This is a genomic window from Streptomyces sp. WM6378, assembly GCF_001279695.1.
Classification (GTDB): Bacteria; Actinomycetota; Actinomycetes; order Streptomycetales; family Streptomycetaceae; genus Streptomyces.
Window position 1 is genome coordinate 40820 of sequence record NZ_LGDD01000223.1, and the last position, 16523, is coordinate 57342.

Annotated in this window: 21 protein-coding genes and 1 pseudogene; 11 read left to right on the forward strand and 11 right to left on the reverse strand. The window is 69.4% G+C overall.

What is annotated here, in order from left to right:
* Nucleotides 1–21 precede the first annotated feature (21 nt).
* On the reverse strand, nucleotides 22–465 hold the full coding sequence (locus tag ADK54_RS18000; protein WP_234392120.1) for a hypothetical protein: 444 nt from the start codon (nucleotides 463–465) through the stop codon (nucleotides 22–24).
* A 122-nt stretch (nucleotides 466–587) separates the two neighbouring features.
* On the opposite strand from ADK54_RS18000, the gene ADK54_RS18005 reads away from it, so the two are divergent.
* The gene (locus ADK54_RS18005; RefSeq protein WP_053726659.1) at nucleotides 588–917 is read left to right on the forward strand and encodes a hypothetical protein; all 330 of its coding nucleotides are present in this window, start codon (nucleotides 588–590) and stop codon (nucleotides 915–917) included.
* Between the two features lie 82 nt (nucleotides 918–999).
* Nucleotides 1000–1263, forward strand: coding sequence for a hypothetical protein (locus ADK54_RS18010; protein ID WP_053726660.1), 264 nt, complete (start codon nucleotides 1000–1002; stop codon nucleotides 1261–1263).
* Nucleotides 1264–1450: 187 nt separating this feature from the next.
* Here ADK54_RS18010 and ADK54_RS18015 read toward each other — a convergent pair whose 3' ends face one another.
* From ADK54_RS18015 to ADK54_RS18040, 6 genes are all read right to left on the reverse strand, one after another.
* The gene (locus ADK54_RS18015) at nucleotides 1451–1831 is read right to left on the reverse strand and encodes a hypothetical protein (protein ID WP_053726661.1); all 381 of its coding nucleotides are present in this window, start codon (nucleotides 1829–1831) and stop codon (nucleotides 1451–1453) included.
* The gene (locus ADK54_RS18020) at nucleotides 1828–2031 is read right to left on the reverse strand and encodes a ribbon-helix-helix protein, CopG family (RefSeq protein WP_053726662.1); all 204 of its coding nucleotides are present in this window, start codon (nucleotides 2029–2031) and stop codon (nucleotides 1828–1830) included. Before ADK54_RS18020 ends, ADK54_RS18015 begins: the two co-directional genes overlap by 4 nt.
* Nucleotides 2032–2506: 475 nt before the next feature.
* Nucleotides 2507–3145, reverse strand: coding sequence for a hypothetical protein (locus ADK54_RS18025; RefSeq protein WP_063802000.1), 639 nt, complete (start codon nucleotides 3143–3145; stop codon nucleotides 2507–2509).
* Nucleotides 3146–3567: 422 nt separating this feature from the next.
* Nucleotides 3568–4743, reverse strand: coding sequence for an MFS transporter (locus ADK54_RS18030; RefSeq protein WP_078966454.1), 1176 nt, complete (start codon nucleotides 4741–4743; stop codon nucleotides 3568–3570).
* A complete protein-coding gene (locus ADK54_RS18035; RefSeq protein ID WP_053726664.1) occupies nucleotides 4740–5297 on the reverse strand; it encodes a hypothetical protein in 558 nt (185 codons plus the stop codon). Before ADK54_RS18035 ends, ADK54_RS18030 begins: the two co-directional genes overlap by 4 nt.
* A 373-nt stretch (nucleotides 5298–5670) precedes the next feature.
* Nucleotides 5671–6867: a methyltransferase domain-containing protein gene (locus ADK54_RS18040; RefSeq protein ID WP_107090556.1), complete on the reverse strand. Its 1197-nt coding sequence runs from the start codon at nucleotides 6865–6867 to the stop codon at nucleotides 5671–5673.
* Between the two features lie 386 nt (nucleotides 6868–7253).
* Here ADK54_RS18040 and ADK54_RS18045 point away from each other — a divergent pair, with 386 nt between their 5' ends.
* A complete protein-coding gene (locus ADK54_RS18045) occupies nucleotides 7254–7910 on the forward strand; it encodes a hypothetical protein (RefSeq protein WP_053726717.1) in 657 nt (218 codons plus the stop codon).
* Nucleotides 7911–7962: 52 nt separating this feature from the next.
* On the opposite strand, the gene ADK54_RS18050 is transcribed toward ADK54_RS18045, so the two are convergent.
* The gene (locus tag ADK54_RS18050) at nucleotides 7963–8508 is read right to left on the reverse strand and encodes an HAD domain-containing protein (RefSeq protein WP_053726665.1); all 546 of its coding nucleotides are present in this window, start codon (nucleotides 8506–8508) and stop codon (nucleotides 7963–7965) included.
* A gap of 236 nt (nucleotides 8509–8744) precedes the next feature.
* On the opposite strand from ADK54_RS18050, the pseudogene ADK54_RS43490 reads away from it, so the two are divergent.
* The 5 genes and pseudogenes from ADK54_RS43490 to ADK54_RS18070 form a co-directional block, all read left to right on the forward strand.
* Nucleotides 8745–9011, forward strand: a pseudogene (locus ADK54_RS43490) (WhiB family transcriptional regulator); the annotation flags it as partial.
* Nucleotides 9012–9701: 690 nt separating this feature from the next.
* The gene (locus tag ADK54_RS18055; RefSeq protein WP_053726666.1) at nucleotides 9702–10757 is read left to right on the forward strand and encodes a hypothetical protein; all 1056 of its coding nucleotides are present in this window, start codon (nucleotides 9702–9704) and stop codon (nucleotides 10755–10757) included.
* Entirely contained in the window at nucleotides 10757–10960 is a 204-nt protein-coding gene (locus ADK54_RS18060; protein ID WP_053726667.1) for a hypothetical protein, read from the forward strand. Before ADK54_RS18055 ends, ADK54_RS18060 begins: the two co-directional genes overlap by 1 nt.
* A 202-nt stretch (nucleotides 10961–11162) precedes the next feature.
* Nucleotides 11163–11717: a hypothetical protein gene (locus ADK54_RS18065; RefSeq protein WP_053726668.1), complete on the forward strand. Its 555-nt coding sequence runs from the start codon at nucleotides 11163–11165 to the stop codon at nucleotides 11715–11717.
* The gene (locus ADK54_RS18070) at nucleotides 11714–13180 is read left to right on the forward strand and encodes a hypothetical protein (protein ID WP_053726669.1); all 1467 of its coding nucleotides are present in this window, start codon (nucleotides 11714–11716) and stop codon (nucleotides 13178–13180) included. The genes ADK54_RS18065 and ADK54_RS18070 overlap by 4 nt, the downstream gene beginning before the upstream one ends.
* A gap of 27 nt (nucleotides 13181–13207) precedes the next feature.
* On the opposite strand, the gene ADK54_RS18075 is transcribed toward ADK54_RS18070, so the two are convergent.
* The 3 genes from ADK54_RS18075 to ADK54_RS46800 all read right to left on the reverse strand — a co-directional run bounded on the left by ADK54_RS18075 (nucleotide 13208) and on the right by ADK54_RS46800 (nucleotide 14303).
* The gene (locus tag ADK54_RS18075) at nucleotides 13208–13426 is read right to left on the reverse strand and encodes a hypothetical protein (protein ID WP_053726670.1); all 219 of its coding nucleotides are present in this window, start codon (nucleotides 13424–13426) and stop codon (nucleotides 13208–13210) included.
* A 116-nt stretch (nucleotides 13427–13542) separates the two neighbouring features.
* Nucleotides 13543–14079, reverse strand: coding sequence for a hypothetical protein (locus ADK54_RS18080; protein ID WP_053726671.1), 537 nt, complete (start codon nucleotides 14077–14079; stop codon nucleotides 13543–13545).
* Between the two features lie 59 nt (nucleotides 14080–14138).
* Nucleotides 14139–14303 carry a hypothetical protein gene (locus ADK54_RS46800; RefSeq protein WP_199826988.1) on the reverse strand — a complete coding sequence of 55 codons (165 nt, stop codon included), beginning with the start codon at nucleotides 14301–14303 and terminating at the stop codon, nucleotides 14139–14141.
* Between the two features lie 210 nt (nucleotides 14304–14513).
* Here ADK54_RS46800 and ADK54_RS18085 point away from each other — a divergent pair, with 210 nt between their 5' ends.
* From ADK54_RS18085 to ADK54_RS18095, 3 genes are all read left to right on the forward strand, one after another.
* A complete protein-coding gene (locus ADK54_RS18085) occupies nucleotides 14514–15275 on the forward strand; it encodes an RNA ligase family protein (RefSeq protein WP_053726672.1) in 762 nt (253 codons plus the stop codon).
* 151 nt (nucleotides 15276–15426) lie between these two features.
* Nucleotides 15427–15816: a hypothetical protein gene (locus ADK54_RS18090; protein ID WP_053726673.1), complete on the forward strand. Its 390-nt coding sequence runs from the start codon at nucleotides 15427–15429 to the stop codon at nucleotides 15814–15816.
* Nucleotides 15817–15911: 95 nt separating this feature from the next.
* Nucleotides 15912–16463, forward strand: coding sequence for a hypothetical protein (locus ADK54_RS18095; protein WP_053726674.1), 552 nt, complete (start codon nucleotides 15912–15914; stop codon nucleotides 16461–16463).
* Nucleotides 16464–16523: the final 60 nt, after the last annotated feature.

Below are 16523 nucleotides of genomic sequence, written 5' to 3' on the forward strand. Positions count from 1 at the left end.
CGGGCGGCACGAGGGGCGTGATCAGGCGCCGGAGCGGGAGGCCGCACGGCCGCCACCGATGCCGGAACGGCGCGGCAGCGGAACGGGGTTGAGCATCGGGTCATCCAGTTGGACGTACCAGTCCTCGCCGTTGGCAAAGATCGTTTCGCATCCGGCGGTGCAGGCCAGTTCTCCGGGCTTGAGGCGCTTCTGCAGCTCGTGCACCGGCGGGTTGAGGTAGCCGACGGCGGAGCCGTGGTTGCAAAACCCGCGGTCACGTACCGCGTGCCAGACATCAGCCTCGGCGTGCATCTGCGCCATCTCCAGATCGACATCCAGGCGCTGAGTGAGCACGGCTTCCAACTCATCGGCGCTGTTCTCGTCCGCGTACAGCAGGAGGACTCCTTCGTGATGGGGACGGGGGGAGCCGGCGCATGGAGCGTTCGGCCACAACTCCAATGTACTCAGGTCGGCGTCATTCAGCAAACTATTAGGATCATCTCAGGCCCCAAACGGCCCTTTTGATTTGACTATCGACCTCATTCTGGGTACATTTGAGTTTGCCAGCGCGGGGCGATCCTCGCATCCGGATGTCTGAGGAGTGTGTGATGGAGAAGCTGCCTGTTGGGATCACCGTTCACCGGGTCTACGAGGACGGGGTCGTGGAAGACCTGACCTGCCCGCCGGGCTCTGACCTCTGGCGCCCCCTCGACTTCGTCCAGCGGGTGATCGCGAAGGGGCACTGGGTCGTCATCGTCCCGGATCAGGGTTCCGGCGTCGTCGCCGAAGTATCCTTCCCGATCGGGCCGGACCTGCTGTCGGAGATCGTCTCGAAGGCGATCAGCGCGGGGCAGAGCACGGCCGTCCTGCCCGAGAACTTCGACCGGTCAGGGTTCCTGCCGGTCCTTCGGAGCCTCACCGCAGGAGATCCGGCGTAGCCCGGAAGGTGGGCACCCGGCCAGGCCAGAGCACCGCGCGCTGCCCGCCAACTCCCAGTCACGCCAAACGAAAGGCTCCACAGTGATCACGAACGTAGAAAGTCTCGCCCCCGCGCAGGTCGTCGCGGAGATCCTGGTCGCGGCGATCCACAACATCGCCGAACAGAACATCAACGGGCACAGCCTTGAGGCCGTCAGGACCCGGCTCGAAGGCAACCTTGGCGCGATTGCCCGCGCGGCGAAGACCTACAACTCGTCCATCAAGGACGGCAAGACCGGGCCCGAGGCGCAGCGTGACGCTGCCCTGGCGGTCGTCACGAACTACCGCTTCCAGCACAAGCTCTAGCCGCCAAGGGCGCCCCGGCCCCAACCCCGTTGAAGATGGGGCGCGCCGTGCCTCATACCTGAGCACGCCGGCCTGCCGGCTGCCCACCCGGAGATCGGTTGGGACACTCACCGCACTCTCCAGAAGGGGCAACGCTCGCCCCTTGCCGGGCTCGCCGTCGCCACTGCCTGACGGCCGAATCGCGAGGTCAGGTCGTCCAAGACCGGAGTGAGCGCGCGACCCCGCGAAGGTCCTCTTCACCGGCGCGGACCGCTCCGGCGAGCGCCCAGAGGGCGTCCGGCTTGGCCGCGACGGCGTGACCGGAGATCTGGAGATAGGCATCAGCGGCCGCGTACCCGACGACGAGGTTGTAGTCCTCGAAGGGCCTCAGGACCAGGGCGTGGTGCAGGAACGTTGCCGCCCTCGACACGGCATCCTCGTAATAGGGCTGGCCTGCGATTTGTTCGTAGCGGTGCGCGGTGCCGGTCCAGTGGAGGGCTCCCCAGTCGGCGATCCCGATGTTCCTGGGGGCGGCCTCCTCCTGGATGGCCAGGAGCCATCCAGGGTCGACGTAGACGATCGGGCTCACCGCATGCCCTCGGGCGCGTCCTTGACGGCCTCCAGGGCGACCGGTACAGCGGTTCGGGCAGCAGTGAGGAAGCGCGCCTTGTCGGCGTCGCTGATCAGCAGCTGCTTGGCCCAGGACCGGGTGGACTGGCCAAGTCTCGCGGCGTGCTCGTTCACCCGGTCCAGTTCTTCCTGTGTGAGGTCTACGGAGATTTTCGGCATGTCTCTACCGTACCGCCCGATGCCTCCATCTGTGGAGGCACCAGTGGAGGCATTGCCGTCTCCTACGGAGCTGGTGTCCACTTCCGCAAGCCCATGATCAGGCGCCGCAGCTTTGCGGCGTAGTCCTGGGTATGCGATGGCTCTCCGGGGCCGTGGCGCTCGCGGAGTTCCCCGGAGCAGGGCCTGCAGTCCGATGCCGAGCTCCCGAGCCGGCAGCGACGTGACGGCGAGTCCTCCACAGAGCGGCCCACCTCCCAAAACGGTGTGGTGGTGCCGGTGCCCCTGTGCAAAGGAGGGCACCGATCCCGCCGCAGATGCTCCCTCGGCGGTCGAGACGCCTCCCCAGGCCGCCCAGCCGCCGTCCGGATCCTCCGTGGAACGCCGCGGCCAGGACCCGCTGCCGGGTCTGTAGTTCCGTGACAGCGGGCGGCCGCCGGACCGCCGCACCGGTTCTTGGCCGCCGGTGATGCTGGTGCTACTTCTTGGCCTGCTCCGCGGCGGTGGCTGTGGGGCGCTCGCCCTCCTGCACCTGCTGCAGCCGCTTGAGCGTGGCGGCAAGAACATCCTGGGCGCCGGTGCTGTCGCCGCCGGTGCCGTCGACCTTCACTCTGATGTTGACGTTGCCCGAGCGGCTGAACGCGTAGACGGTGTCTTTGCTCAGTCCGGGGTTGGCGACGAGTACGGACTCCTCCCCCACTTTCTTCTTGAGGTCCTGCTCCTTGCTCGACTCCTTGCCCCTCCACGCCCCGTACGCGGCCTTGGAGTTCTCCGCCGAGTCGTACAGGCAGACGGCGACATCCATCATGTTGTCCGTGGAGCCGTTGTAGGTGAACCATGCGGAGCCGCCGCGGACCCACCCCTTGGGGGCGGCGGTGGCGCCCGATGCTGTGCAGGACGTGCCCTCCGATGTCACCCTCTTGCCCTCGTAGGCCTCCCATCCCGAAATGACCTCTCCGGTGCCCGGAAGGGCCTGCGATATCTCGCCCTGGGCGAGCTGCTTGGTGATGGGCTTGTCCGACTCCTGTGCGGAACTGTCCGAGTTGTCCGACGAGCAGGAGGTGAGAGCGACGATGCCCAGGAGGGCGACGAGTGCTGCGGTACCTGTGCGTGACATGCGCATACCATAATCCGCGGCATTCGTTGACCGCGTGGGATCGGCGATCTTACGGCTTCCCACGTCGGATCCGGAACTGTTCGGCGCGCCGCGCAGCCACCGCTCGGCCGACCGCTTTCAGGCGAGCTCGGATGTCCTCGTCGGCGAGCCATTTCGGCAGCGCCGGTGTCCCACGCCTCGTCGCCCCCGGGGAAGAAGGCGCCGGGCCTCTCGCCTTGTGCTGAGCCCACGGCTTCGGGTACGCCACCAACGTGGGAGGCATACACCAGCACGGATCTTGCAAGGGCCTCAGTGATTTTCCGAGTGGTTGAGTGTCCGTTTTGATGCTGGCCAGGTTGACGCTGTCGCATAGGTGTCAGTGCCGTTTCCGGATGACTGCCAGTTGGTCAGGGCGTTCCGTTGACGAACGGGCAGTGGTGAGCTCAAACAGCTTGGGAGACGAGGACAAGTGCAGCGGTCAGAACGACCGGCACCGTGAGAGCCAGGGGCAAGCTGGTGGCGGTGGCGATGCCGCCCACCGCAGCCGGGCCGGCCAGTAGGCCGACGTTGCCGATCGTGCTCACCGTTGCAACGGCGCGGGGGCCGGACGAAGCGGCTGCGGCGGTGTAGAGCAGTGGCACGATCGGGGAGAGCCCGACGCCCAGGACGCCCCAGCCGATCAGTGCGGCAGACGCTGCGACGGGCGTATTGGTGGCGGCAAGTCCCGCACCGAGGCCGACCGCAGCCACCGTGGCGCCCGCGCGGAGCAGCCTCCGTGGGCCGAGGCACTGCGTGAAGGCGTCGGCCATCAGCCTGCCCGCGGCCATGCCGGAGCCGTAGGCGAAGTAGGCGGCGGCCGCCGTCGTGGCGGAGACGCCGAGACCTCGGACATGGACCGAGGACCAGTCCAGCGCCGTGCCCTCAGCGATGAGCCCTGCAGCGACCATTGCTCCCAGCAGCAACACCCTGCCCGGGCGCCGGGTTGTCGGGTCCGGGCCCGAGGTCGGTGCGTCCGCTTCGGCGAGGGACAAGGTGGCGGGGATGGTGACGAGCGCCGCGATGATGACGGTGCCGCCGACCACAGTGAACACGATCGTGTGGGAGAACCCGGCGGTGGCGGCTGCGACCCCGGATGCGGCGACCGCGCCTATCGAGTAGGCCGCGTGGAAGCTCCCCATGACCGGCTTTCCGAGCCGTCGTTGGCACTCGACACCGGCCGCGTTCAGCGGCACCAAGAGCAACCCCTGGCCGCAGCCGAAGATCACCGCGACGGCGACGAGAGTGCCGAAGGAGCGGACCTGGCCCAGCAGCACCAGCGCGGCGCCGAGGGTGAGTATGGCGGCCACCAGCAGACGAGGCGTGCCGCGGGGGCGCTCGGCTATCCGACCGCTGACACTCAGCATCACGATCAGCCCGAGTGATGCCGCGAGGAGGGCGATGGACAGCCTGCCAGGGCTGATCCCCACCGTCTCCTTCACAGCGGGCAGGCGAGAAGCCCAGGTCGCCGTGATCTCGCCCTGGGCCGCGAAATAGCCTGCCAGCAGCCAGCGCGACCGGCGCACCACGTATGACGGCTCGATCTCCTCGCCGAGCTCCGCCTCACCAACGGTGTCGCTCACTTGCTCCGCTCCGTGAGCATCGGACGTACCGTCGAAGCCGTCCACGAATAGCGCTGCGCCACCGAACAGCTCGTGGGGTGGTCGGAGTTGGGCTGATACGTATCCCAACTCGTCACCATCCAGGCGGAGTCCATGGAGAGGCGTCCTGCGATGTCGGCCCCGGTGATGGCGGCCATCATCCCGGGCTCCCGTTGCCAGGGGTATGAATGGGGTCGCATGGCTGGGAGGTCCGGCTTCTTCTCCGCCTCCGGGGAGCTCGGGCGCGAGCCTGCTTCTGCAGTCAGGACGTTGATGTGGAAGGTGATGTTCTGCCGGTCGTACCAGGCTTCCTGGGGCCCGTTCTCCATGGTCTGAAGGGTCTGGGCGAGGCCGTACTCGATCCGTACGCGCGGCGGATCACCGGCGGGGTATCCGCCCTGAAGCAGGTGAAGGTCGACCTGCCAGAGTCGGAGCTGGTCGGCGATGTTCTGGAATCCCTTGGCGTCATCGGGTTTGAGTGCCTGCAGCAGTTCGACGATGTCGCGGGCCAACTCCACGTTGGGACCGATGTGCACGAAATCCCCCTCGTTTCGATCGACCATGGTCTCGGCCGACCCTGCAACGGTACGGCCCGGCATGTCCTCGACATCTGTTGCTATCGGGGGCGGTCCTGCTGCGTGGCGCGGAGATGCCGGTGCGCCATGTGGAGACCCTGCTGGATGTCGAGCCGACCATCGGGGGCTGCGCCGCGAGCAGGACGTGCTGAAGCGGGTATTCCAGGATTGGTCGGAGACGGTGGAGCAGACATTGCGGCCTGAGCCCCTCGATTTGGCGCAGGTGGGCGGCTATCGAGTCGACATCATTCTGGGGGCGGCAGTCCTGCGCGTCCCCGCGTGAAGACCGCTCGTGTCAGCGTCAGCTCGAGATGCTGATGTGCGATCTGTCGGATCACCGTTGCCTGGTGGTCGAGTTGGGCCGGTCGGAGAGCAGGGGCGCCGCTGGGCGAGTGCGCGTTGCGGGTTCGAGAGCCCCGGGCAGTGGGGACTGCGGGCTGTCGAGCCAAGCCCGGCAGGAGCCGCTGCGGCCGGCGGTTACGCCGAAGCGGTTCCGGCCGGGTCGTCCCTGCCCGTCCCACCAGGACCACGCCGCGCATACCTCGTCCCACAGGTTCCGTGGTCCGCACTGCGTAACGCCGTCCGGCTTGTTCCATGCGTCCACGGTCACGGTGGCCCAGGAGCCGTCGGTGCACCACAGGCGCAACAGTCGGTCCCCGTCGGCTGGCACGGGGTCCCAGGTGACGGCGGGGACTTGCAGACCGACCGCCCAGCGAGAGGCGCCCGTGGCGAGCACGGTGCGCGGGTCGACTGGGGAGGCCATGCGCTCGGGTTCGCCGGCAGCCGCCTGAGCCCAGTGCGGCCGTTGCCCGCGCTCCCACATGAATCTCACGCCGCCGCGGAACCGGCCGTCGGCAGCCTGACCGTCTTCGCGGACGGTCAGGCACAGGAGCCCGGTGTTGGCGAACAGGGTGCCGAAGGGCATCACGAGTCGGCCTCCGGGTCGTACTTGCGCAATCCAGCTGCCGGGGATGTCCCGGACGGAGAAGCCGACGTGCACCGCGTCATACGGTGCTGCATTCGGGTATCCGAGCGTCGCGTTCCCGTGCAGCGCGGTGACGGTCGCCTCGGAGCCGATCAGGCGTGCGCGGACCTGCGCGGCCAGTTCGGGGTCGGATTCCATGGTCACCACGACGGTCCCGAAGCGGGCCAGGAGGGCGGCTGTCCAGCCAGTGCCGCTGCCCAGGTCCAGGACGCGGGCTCCGGGGGCGGGGTCGAGGAGGACGAGCATACGCGCGACAGCTTCGGGGGCCGAGGAGGACGACGACGGTGAGGGTCCTCCGTCGAACGGCGACGGGGCAAGTTGGGTGACGACCTGGGCATTCGAGTGGACCAAGGCTTCCCAGGCCCCAGGTTCGGTGCTCCGGTTCACCGTACGGTAGGCGCGCGGGGTACCCGGCTCCGGCACGAAGACCTCGTCGGGCACGTAGTGGCCCCGCGGGACGTCCTCGAACGCGCTGCGCCAGGGGCCCGGCAGCTCGGTGGCCGTCGCGACCTCGTCGACCAGCTCCTTCCAGGCAACGGCAGTCACTGCCGCTACTCCTCGTCGCCGTCGCCGGGATCGTCGATCGGCATGCCACCGAGACCTTCTTGCTCCTCGTCGTTCAGCGCGCCGTCGCTCTCGGCATCCTCGCGTGCCAGGTCCATCTCAACTCCATTGCCTCTCACCTCTGTTCTACTCCGGTGCGGTGCCACGGTCACGTGTCCGTCCGCAGGCCGTCCTCCGTGACGGCTCGCCTCGCCGGTTTGGTGCTGAGCGTCTGAGTCGGCCGGCGCTGCTGCGAGGGCGCGGGGCCTGGAATCTGTCCACAGGGGCCTCGTTCGAGCATCGATTCGCGGCGATGAAGAGCCGCGTTGTGATGCGCTCCGCGCCGCCTGGCGGTGAGCGGGGCGTCCCAAGTCGAGCAGGAGGCCCTCGTGGGCAGGTTCAAGCAGAAGAAGCAGCGGCGCAGCCGGTTCCAGGTCGACGGGCACCCGGTGGGCCGGTCCGACTTGATGTCTCACATCTCGGCGGTGGCGGAAACAGTCGACGACCACGGGCGGGTGACGCTCTGGGATGACCCCGCGCTTCAACTCGGCCAGGTCGCCCGTGGCTTCGACCTCGCGTCCGGAACGGTGACGGTCGAGCCTGGCGGAACCGAGCAGCTGCCGGCGGCCCTGTTTGAGCCGGAGCGGGCGCTGATGATGCGCCTGCCGGGCCAGCCCCCGCAGGAACAACAGGTAGAGATCGCGATCAAGTTGGGCCTGGGACGGTTCGGGCGGGGGCTCTCTGCACTGTGCTCCGCGCCTGGCTGGTCTTTGCACCGGCTCGCCGACGAGCGGTTGGAGCTTCGCAGTCCCAACGGGGAGGTGTTCTCGCGGATCGAGGTCCCGCTCAATCCGGCATGGATCTCCGCCGCCGTGTCCACCGGGTTCGTGCTGTGCCTGTACGGGATCCAACTCGGGGTGCGTACGCCGCCGGGGATGCCGGCCAATCGATACACGGACCAGGAGCGGCTGGAGGAGTTCCGTCGGGGCCGGGGGCTGGGGTTCACCGCTGCTGGGCTGGTGCCCTTTGTGAACAACCGCGGGTGAGCGGCCTCAGGGCCTCGCCGCCCGTCGTCGGGTGGAACGGGCGGCGAGCGGTCTACGCGGAGCGGGGCAGGGCGAGTTCTCCGGCCCAGTGCGCGAGCGCCTCGAAGTCGTCGAGGGTGAGGCCGACTTCGGGGTCGACGTCGTAGAGCAGCGCGGGACCGGGGTGGTTGCGGCTCACGTAGTCGCGGTCCGCCTGATGTATCTGGTCATCGACCCACGCGAACGGGCGACCGGCGGCGTAGCTCACGACGTCGGCCGTCTTGAAATAGGTGCCGTCCGCCGGGAAGTGATCGGGGTTGGTCCAGTTGATGACGGGCAACGCGGGCAGTCCGATGACCGGGCTGATGTGCCGGTTCGCGTCGTCTTCCCAAGTGGTGGCCCAGGCGAGCTCGAAGGGCAGGTCGAGGAGTTCCGCGCCGTGCTCGGGGTGGAGTCGCACCTCCAAGTCGGGGACATCCTCCGATAGGAGGTGGGGATGCTGAGCGATCCAGCACTGGGGGCGCATGAGGTGGAGGTGGTAGCCGGCCGGGCCCGGAGGCGCAGCCTGGAAGGGGTTGAGGACTCCGTCGATGTCGAGGAGCAGGAGGGGGTTGGGCAAGGGCTCTCCAGGATCGAAGCGCACTCGGGGCGACGCCCGGGTCTCACTCTTTAATTTACTCAATCAGGGTGCTTGTGTCAACTTTAAAGGGTCATTCATGTATCATGGGATGCACCCGCAGGGGTGTTCGTGGCCGGGCTCCGGCTCCGCCACCCCCAGAGCGAGGTGCTACCGCCTGCACGTGGTCGCCTCCCCTTCCCCCTGAACTTCGCCAGTAGCACCAGGAGTTGATCGACTTGCCCCATCCCGGATCCACGGCAGAAGGGCGATGTCGCCCGCTCCCCCACTGGGAGCAGAAGGCCTCCTGTCGCGGAACGGACCCGGAACTGTTCTATCCGGAGGGCCCGCTCAGCAACGCGCTCATCCAGCAGGCCGACGAAGCTCGTTCAGTCTGCGCTCCCTGCCCGGTACGAGGGCAGTGCCTTGATGCCGCTCAGGTGGCCGAACGCGGGCTCGCCGCTTCGGAGCGATCGGGGATCCGCGGCGGCCTCGACGGCCGCGAGCGCTACGCGCTCGCCCGCGCTCGCCGATTTCCGAAGCGCCCTCAGCCGATCCCTGATGACGGGCAGGAGCACGGTGTCCGCCGTACGTACCGGAAGGGGTGCCGGTGCTTCGCCTGCACGGCAGCGGAGACCGGAAAGAGGCCGAACCCTCGCCCCACCGCAATGTGCGCGACAGCGAGCACCGGTCGTGGCCGCTCGGCACAGTGCAGGGAACCGGCCTCGACCGTCGGTCCGCGCGCTCCGGGTTCCCCGGTGTGCGATCCGCCCGAGTGCGGAACTCGCAGCGGGTTCCAGTGGCACGTCAGCAAGCACACGCCACGTCATCCCCTCTGGACCCTACCGACCAAGGTCAAAAACCTCGATCCAGGTACGCCGGGGGCCAGTTCGATGAATGCGGGTGTTTCCGAACACCGCCTTTGGCCGCGCCTTGGCCGAATTCACCGTTCTTTGTCAGTGGGGGTGGGTATCGTTTTTCGAGCAAGGCCACGCACAGGCCCAAGCCAGCCTCAGCCCATGACTGGGAGCGATCTGAGGCGAAGGTGCCAGGACCACACGGTCCCAGTGCATCAGTGCGAAGAGAGCAACACCGGTCCGTTCCAACGGATCTTCCGTATGCCCGCGCAGCTCACCACGTTCTTGCTCGCGTGCATCGGGTCATGGGTAACCGCTGCACGCCGACGAGGAGAACTCGTGGTCAAGAAGCACGGGAAGAAGCAGCGCGCCAAGAAGAGGGCGCAGCGCACCGGAGCCGCGTACAGCTCTGCGGCCGCCGGCACCACTCACACGCACACCCCGCTCCCCGACCTGAGCGCCCTGCCGCTCGTGCCGCACGGCAGTTGGAGGGTCCTGGATCTCGACCTCGCCGCCCGCCTGGTCGCCGCCTGCCGCGCCGGGTGCCAGCCGTGCCAGCAGACGTTGATCCCGAAGGTCGTGAAGGAGGACCGGGCGACGCTCGCCGCGCTCGCCGGAGCCGTCTACGGTGCGGTCCCCACCGTGGGGTTCGTCGCCTCCGACGCGACCCGGCAGTGGGCGCCCCTGGCCCGTACGGCCATGCAGGCCGGGACCGGTGACGAGGCGTTCGCCGCCGTCGAGGCGATGGACGAGACGGCGGCGGCCGCGCTCCTGGACGACGCACTCGACCACTGGGCGATGGGCGACGGCCCCGTCCTGGCCGAAGCCGTCCGGAAGGTCGCCGAGAAGGCCGCCGAGGCCCCGCCGCGGCGCAGGCCAGCCGACCCGATGGACGCCTTCCGAGCCGCCGGGATCGACGTCTTCACCCTGGACGACCTGGACTTGGGCGACGACGTCGACGCCTACCACCTCGCCGAGAACTACGGGGTGTTCGTCGGGCAGACGACGACTCCCGACGGGCAGCCGCTGCCGATGCTCACGCTGTACCCCGAGAGCGAGGGCGCCGGGATCGAGGACCTGGAGGCCCGCACGGACTGGGAGCACTGGGGGCTGCACGGCATGCCGAACGTGGACCCGTCCTGGCGACTGCGCGCCACCATCGCCGACCGCTCCCTGAGCGGACTGGTCCACGTCGACGACGACGGCCAGGACGACATCGAGCTGTGGCGGGCGGCGCAGACCGTGAGCCTGCCCGCGGACTGGTGGTCGCTGCTCGACCGGGCCCAGCACGTCCTGGTGGTCGGCCCCGTCAAGGAAGCCGACCACCAGGCACTCCAGGCCGCCGGCGACGCGGGCGAACTGCTCGCCGTCATCGCACGCGTGAGCTTCCACTGATGGCCCGCCGTGAGCGCCGCCCCCGCCAGCACCTGCCCGGGATCGCCGACCTCCGCATCGCGGCCGACGAGGCCACCACTGCCCTGGTCGTCGAAGTCCTCCGCCGGGAGTTCAGCAACACCGACCCCGAGCCGTACGACAGCGGCTATGCCTACCTCCGGCTCGACACCGGCAACACCGCGGCGGACCCAGACGTCGACTGACCGCGCCTCATTTCCGGTCGGAAAACAGGAACTTGCCCAGGCCAGGGACACACAGCCCCGGTGCCGTCCGGCGCGCACGCACCCGCACCACGGGAGCGCTGACCGCGCCGGGCGGTGCCGGGGGAGCGGGGGCCCGGGGGGGGCGGCGAAGCCCCCCGGCAGCCACCGGCCCCGGCCCCGGGCGCATCGAGGAGACCCGCAGATGCACCAGGAACTGAAACACCCCGAGTCCCCGCCCGAAGCCAGCGCCGACGGTGTGGTCTGGCTCCGGCCCGAGTATCAGGACCGCCACGGCGAGCTGGTCACCCTGGCCGACGGCGCCCGGCTCGTCGGCGTCAGCAAGTCCGCGATCTCGAACTGGCAGAAGCGTCACGCGAACTTCCCCCGGCTCGTGCTGCTCACCGGCTCGTTGCACAAGCGGACCAAGTGGGTCGTCGCTGCGGAGCTGATCGACTTCGCCCGCCTCCAGCTGTCGAGGAAGTCCGGCCCCCGGACCGGCCACAAGAGCCCGCAGCGCCCCGGCGCCCAGATCGCCGCCGAGAAGGCGGCGCACTACGAGGAAGTGGTGCGGACCCTGACCGAGCGAGAGAAGCGCCAGGCCCAGGCCCTGGCCCGCACCCGGGCCGCCAAGCGCACGGCCGGCGAGAAGCTCGCCGAGGCCCGCGCCCGGCTCACCGCCGAGATCGACGCCGTCGCCCGGCTCGGCACCCAGAAAGACCGCTGCACGACGACCACCGAGAAGGAGACCCGACCGTGACGGACACCATGCAGGACACGGCGACCGAGACCGCCACGACCGGGACCACCCTGGTGGTCCCGCAGCAGGAACCTCCCCTGCCCGAGGCCTTGGGCGCCCGGCGGATCGCGGGCCTGCTCGCCGACCACGTCGGCGAGCCGGTCACCGCCGCCGACGTCGACGACCTGGTCGCCCAGGAACACCTGGAGGTGGTCGACCACTACAAGGGCTGGCCGATGTACTCCACGGCGGCCGCGCTTGCCCTCGATACCGACCTGGTGCGGTCGGTGGTCGCCGACCGGTTGGCGTGGGAGGCAGCGAGCCTGCCCCGGGACGCGGCGGCTGACCGGATCGGGTGGCACTGGAGCGACCTGGTGCGGATGGGGGAGGAGGGCCGTATCACCACCGGTCGCGGCGGCCGGTACCTGATCGCCGACCTGGACACGATGGCCGCCGAGGCCGACGGCGAGCAGTACGTCACCGCGCAGGCCGCCGCCACGGACGTACTGGAGATCCGCCCCTCGGACTGGAAGTACGTCCTGGACGCGGGCTGGATCACCCCGGCGACCTACGTGCAGTCCCAGGTGGGTAGCCGTCGGTGGATCGACATTCCGCTGTTCACCACCCGCGACGTCGAGGCCCTGCGCGACCTTCCCGGCGCACCCTGGGAGGAGGTCCGCGCGGTGCGGCCGGGCGCCCCCAGCCCGCTGCGCGAGTTCGTGAGCCGTCAGCCGAGCCGGGCCGAGTTGGTCCATGGGTTCGCCGGCGCCCTGGCAGACCGTCACCACGTCGAGGTCTGGGCGCATCACGACGAGCGGACAGGCTGCTGGGAGTTGGACTGGATGCGGGACGACCAGGGAAACCCGGGCGTCGGCGCCGTCTTGGCGGAGCTGCGGGCGGACCCAGCGGTGGCACGGTTCACCTCGGACATCCGGCTCGGCAACACGCTCTGGGGGCGCCGGGCGCGGTGGGCGCGCCCGTTGCTGATGGACGGGGTCGGCGTCGTCCTGTGCACCCGTACATCCGGACCGTCCGGCGTCGAGAGCGTGGAGGACGAGATCGTCGAAGTCGCGGTTGTCGACATCGCCTCGGGCGCCGTGCTCCTGGACCGCCCCGTACGGCCGGGCTCTCCCTTGGGCGAGCGCCGTGTGCACGAGATCAGCGATGCGGACCTCGAGCGGGCGCTGCCGTGGGAGAAGGTGTTGCCGATGGTGCGCCGGGTGACGAGGGAGCGGTTGATCGTGCCGTGCCGGCCGGAGCGGGATCGCGGTTCCATCACTGCCGACACCGAGCGGTCCGGAAAGCGGCTCATGCACCTGGGCACGGCGGAGTCATGGGCGCTGCCGCCGCAGGAGAAGCCGTTGGAGAGCGTGGTCGGCTGGCCCGCGCGCCGGGGCGCGGTATCCGTTCGCGAGGCGCTCGTCCGTCTCGCGAAAGGCCGGGGCCGCTCCCACCTTCCCCAAGACCCCGGACTTCGCGGTTGAGGCGCCGCGTCGCTGGGCTGCAGGCGATCAGTGGACTGCGCGGGTCCACGTCTGCGCGGTGAAGGAGTCCACGCGGACCATGACGGCGAGGCTGCCGTCGGCGCGGCGGCGGAAGACGGGCGCGGCTTCCTCGCTGTTCACGTCGAGGGACAGCCCGCCGTCCTCGGTGATGTACGCGGCGATGCGAAATCCAGCCAGTGCCAGAACGGAGACGGCCTCCCCGGGGGCATGAGGGTCGGGCGGCAAGTAGTACGCAGCCTGGTGCAGTTCGTGAATGAGTCCGGGGTTCAGGGCTGCTCCTTGGGGATGGCACGGCCGCGGGCGCTGTGACCCGCTGCCGGGTGGATATGCGGAGGGGGCGCTCAGCTGCCCGGGGCGTGGAGCGGACGTGACCGGGCCCATGCCTCGGCGAGGTGTCGGATGCTGGTCAGGGTGTCGTCCAGCGCAGCGGGCGAGATTCCTCCGGGGCCAACGTGCCCCAGGAGGACTTCCCGCAGGGCGTGCTCGAAGCGTTCGTCGGCCCGGCTGCGCGAAGGGCGCGGTGCGGCCCGGTGGGCCGGCGGCCGGTGGCCTTCGCGGCCCGCCGCAAGGGCCACGCGCATCAGCGCGTCGGCCACCGTGAGCCCGTGCTGGGCCACGAGGCGGTCCCACAGGTTAGGGAAGGGAGCTTCGACACCCTGCTCGGTGTCGTCCATCAACTCCAGGACCGTCTCGACCTCGGCGTCCAGGAGCGGCAGGTGCTGCTCGGCGGAGTTGAACCGGACGATCTCGGCTGAAGCCGATGCCTTCTCCGGGATGGTGGTGGCCCGGGTGAGCGAGGCGTGGATCGCACCGGCTTCCCTGGGGGCGGTGATGGGGCCGATACGAGTGACTCCTCCGTCGGCCCTCGTGACGATCACTGCAAGCGGTGCGGAGGCCGTAGGCACGGCCTCTCCGGAGTGGGGTGCGGCGAGCACGGTCACGCGGCGGCCGAGAAGCGGATGGCCGCCTTCTTGGCGGCATTCCGGTTGCGCTGGCGCTTCGGTCCACCGGCATGGACGCCGCTGGCGCCGGAACGGCGCAGGTTCTGCGTGGCAACGGCGTGCTCGCGGTTGCGGGTGTAGTCGCTCAGACGGGGGCTCATCGTCATTCCTTCCTGGCAGGCGCCGCAGAGTCGGCATTCACTAATTTACCCCATGTCGCCTTATGAGTCAAATTATTAGGGCCATCGCAAGAGGGGGCCTTCTTGGTGACCCTTTTAATTTGATCCACCCCCCGCATTGAGGTACTTTTGTGTTGTGCGGGGCGCTCACCCCGACCGCCCGCTCCGACCTGACCGGCCTTGGAGGACCCCTTGACCAATCTCGACGCGATCAGTCTCGACGCCCTGAACTCGGCAACGAAGTACCCCTCGATACCGACGTTCCATGAGATCGACCGCGGCACCCTGCTCGACAACCCGGTGGCCTTCAACGGCGATGTGGTGCTCACCGAGAAGGTGGACGGCACGAACGCGCGGATCGCTGTCCTTCCTGACGGCGACTTCGTGATCGGCAGCCGTGAGGACCTTCTCCACGCCCGTGGTGACCGTGTTATCGACGTGAAGAGCACCATCGTTCCCGCGCTGCGCTCCCTGGCCTGCCGCCTGACGGCTCCCAGTGCGGGCGTCCGCGTCTACTTCTTCGAGGTCTACGGCTCCAAGCTCACCCCGGCGAGCAAGGAGTACACCGGTAGCCGCGCGGTGGGATTCCGCCTCTTCGACGTCGCCACGGTGGACGCCGCGGTCCTGGAGCGGTCGCCTGCCGAGATCAGCTCTTGGCGCGAGCACGGCGGCCAGCGCTTCTTCACCGAGGACGAACTCGCCCTCGCGGCCGCGGAGAACGGCATCGAGCTGACACCGCGGCTGGGCCGCGTCGCAGCCGACCAGCTCCCGGCCGATCTCGCGGGGATGCAGGACTTCCTCGCCACGCAGCTGCCCAGCACGCGCGTGGCACTGGATGGCGGCGCTGGCGGCCATCCCGAGGGGCTCGTGCTGCGTACCACCGACCGCTCGGTGATCGCCAAGGCGCGCGTGGAGGACTACGCCCGCACCATGCGGCGCCTCGCCGCTCGATGACCATCCAGTCCGGGGCGCGGCCGTCGCGGTCGCGCCCCGGCGCCGTACGTCCGGCCTTCCCGGCGGCGGCTCGTCCGGCCCCGCCCGCTACCGCCTCGGCGAGCCCCGAGACAACCAGTAACTGATCACCGACTCCGTGAGCGAGGAAGCCATGACCGAGACCACCACACCCGAGATCATGGCCCGCAGGGGTGATCTGGTGATCGTGGAGCTGCGCCCGTCGTACACCACGGCGTCATACGCCCGCGAGGAGGAGCCCCTGGCGTACCGGCTCATGGAGGTGACGAACCTCTTCCGGGACGGACGGATCAAGATGGTGCGCGACGCTCGGCCCGAGGGCGGCGGATATCCGCAGCAGCTGGACGGGCTGCTGCACTCCACTGGGCGCCGCTGGCTGCTCCCGGTCGCCGACTGGGACGTCCAGGAAGCGCGGGCCCTCGCGGCGCGTCACGTCTACCCGAACAGCACGTCGCCCCGCGACTTCCTGTCGCTGGAGGACGCGCGCGAGGCGCTGGCCCCAGCCCGGCGCAGCAGGGCCTGATCAGGCTCACCGCATCACGCCCGCGGAAGCGGCAAACGGCCACGGCTGACCCCTGCGACGTCGCGCGGCCCTGCGGACGCGATCCTGCTCCGCCCGTGTGCCGACGCAGGTTCGTATCTCCCCGCTACCCCAACCACCTCAAGGAGCTTGTCCTGTCCGGTGTTTCGCAGCTGCAGGTCATCATCTACAGCGTCCACGACGAGGAGGTCGATGCGGTTCTGGCCGCCTTCCACGGCGCACGGGTGGCGAGCGACTACGGCCTGGGGCCCGTACCCCGTCAGCTGGAGCTCGGTTTCGTCTATGGCACCGGCGAGGTAGCGGCTGGCTCCGCCCGGACCCTGGCCGACACGCTCATGAGCAACGCCCCTTCCGCCGCGTTCGTCGTCTGGCAGGACCCCAGCTATCCGGCCAACGGGGCCTATATCGCCCGCGTTCCGGACGTCGGGAATCTTGAGACCGAGTGCGACGTGCACGGCACGCCGGTGATTTCCCTGCGCAAGGTCATCCCGTTCTTCACCACTTCCCGGCGCGTGGGCTGGACCCGGACCGAGGACAACGCGGCCGGCCAGATCCGGGATGCGGCCGAAGTGCTCGACGCCCTGGCCGTCTTGGCCGAGCGTCTGCCGGGTGCTGCGAGGGCCGAGTGACCGGTCCTCTCGCCGTGCTGCCCGCACCGCCGGCGCGGTGGCGGCCCGGCCGCATGGGCC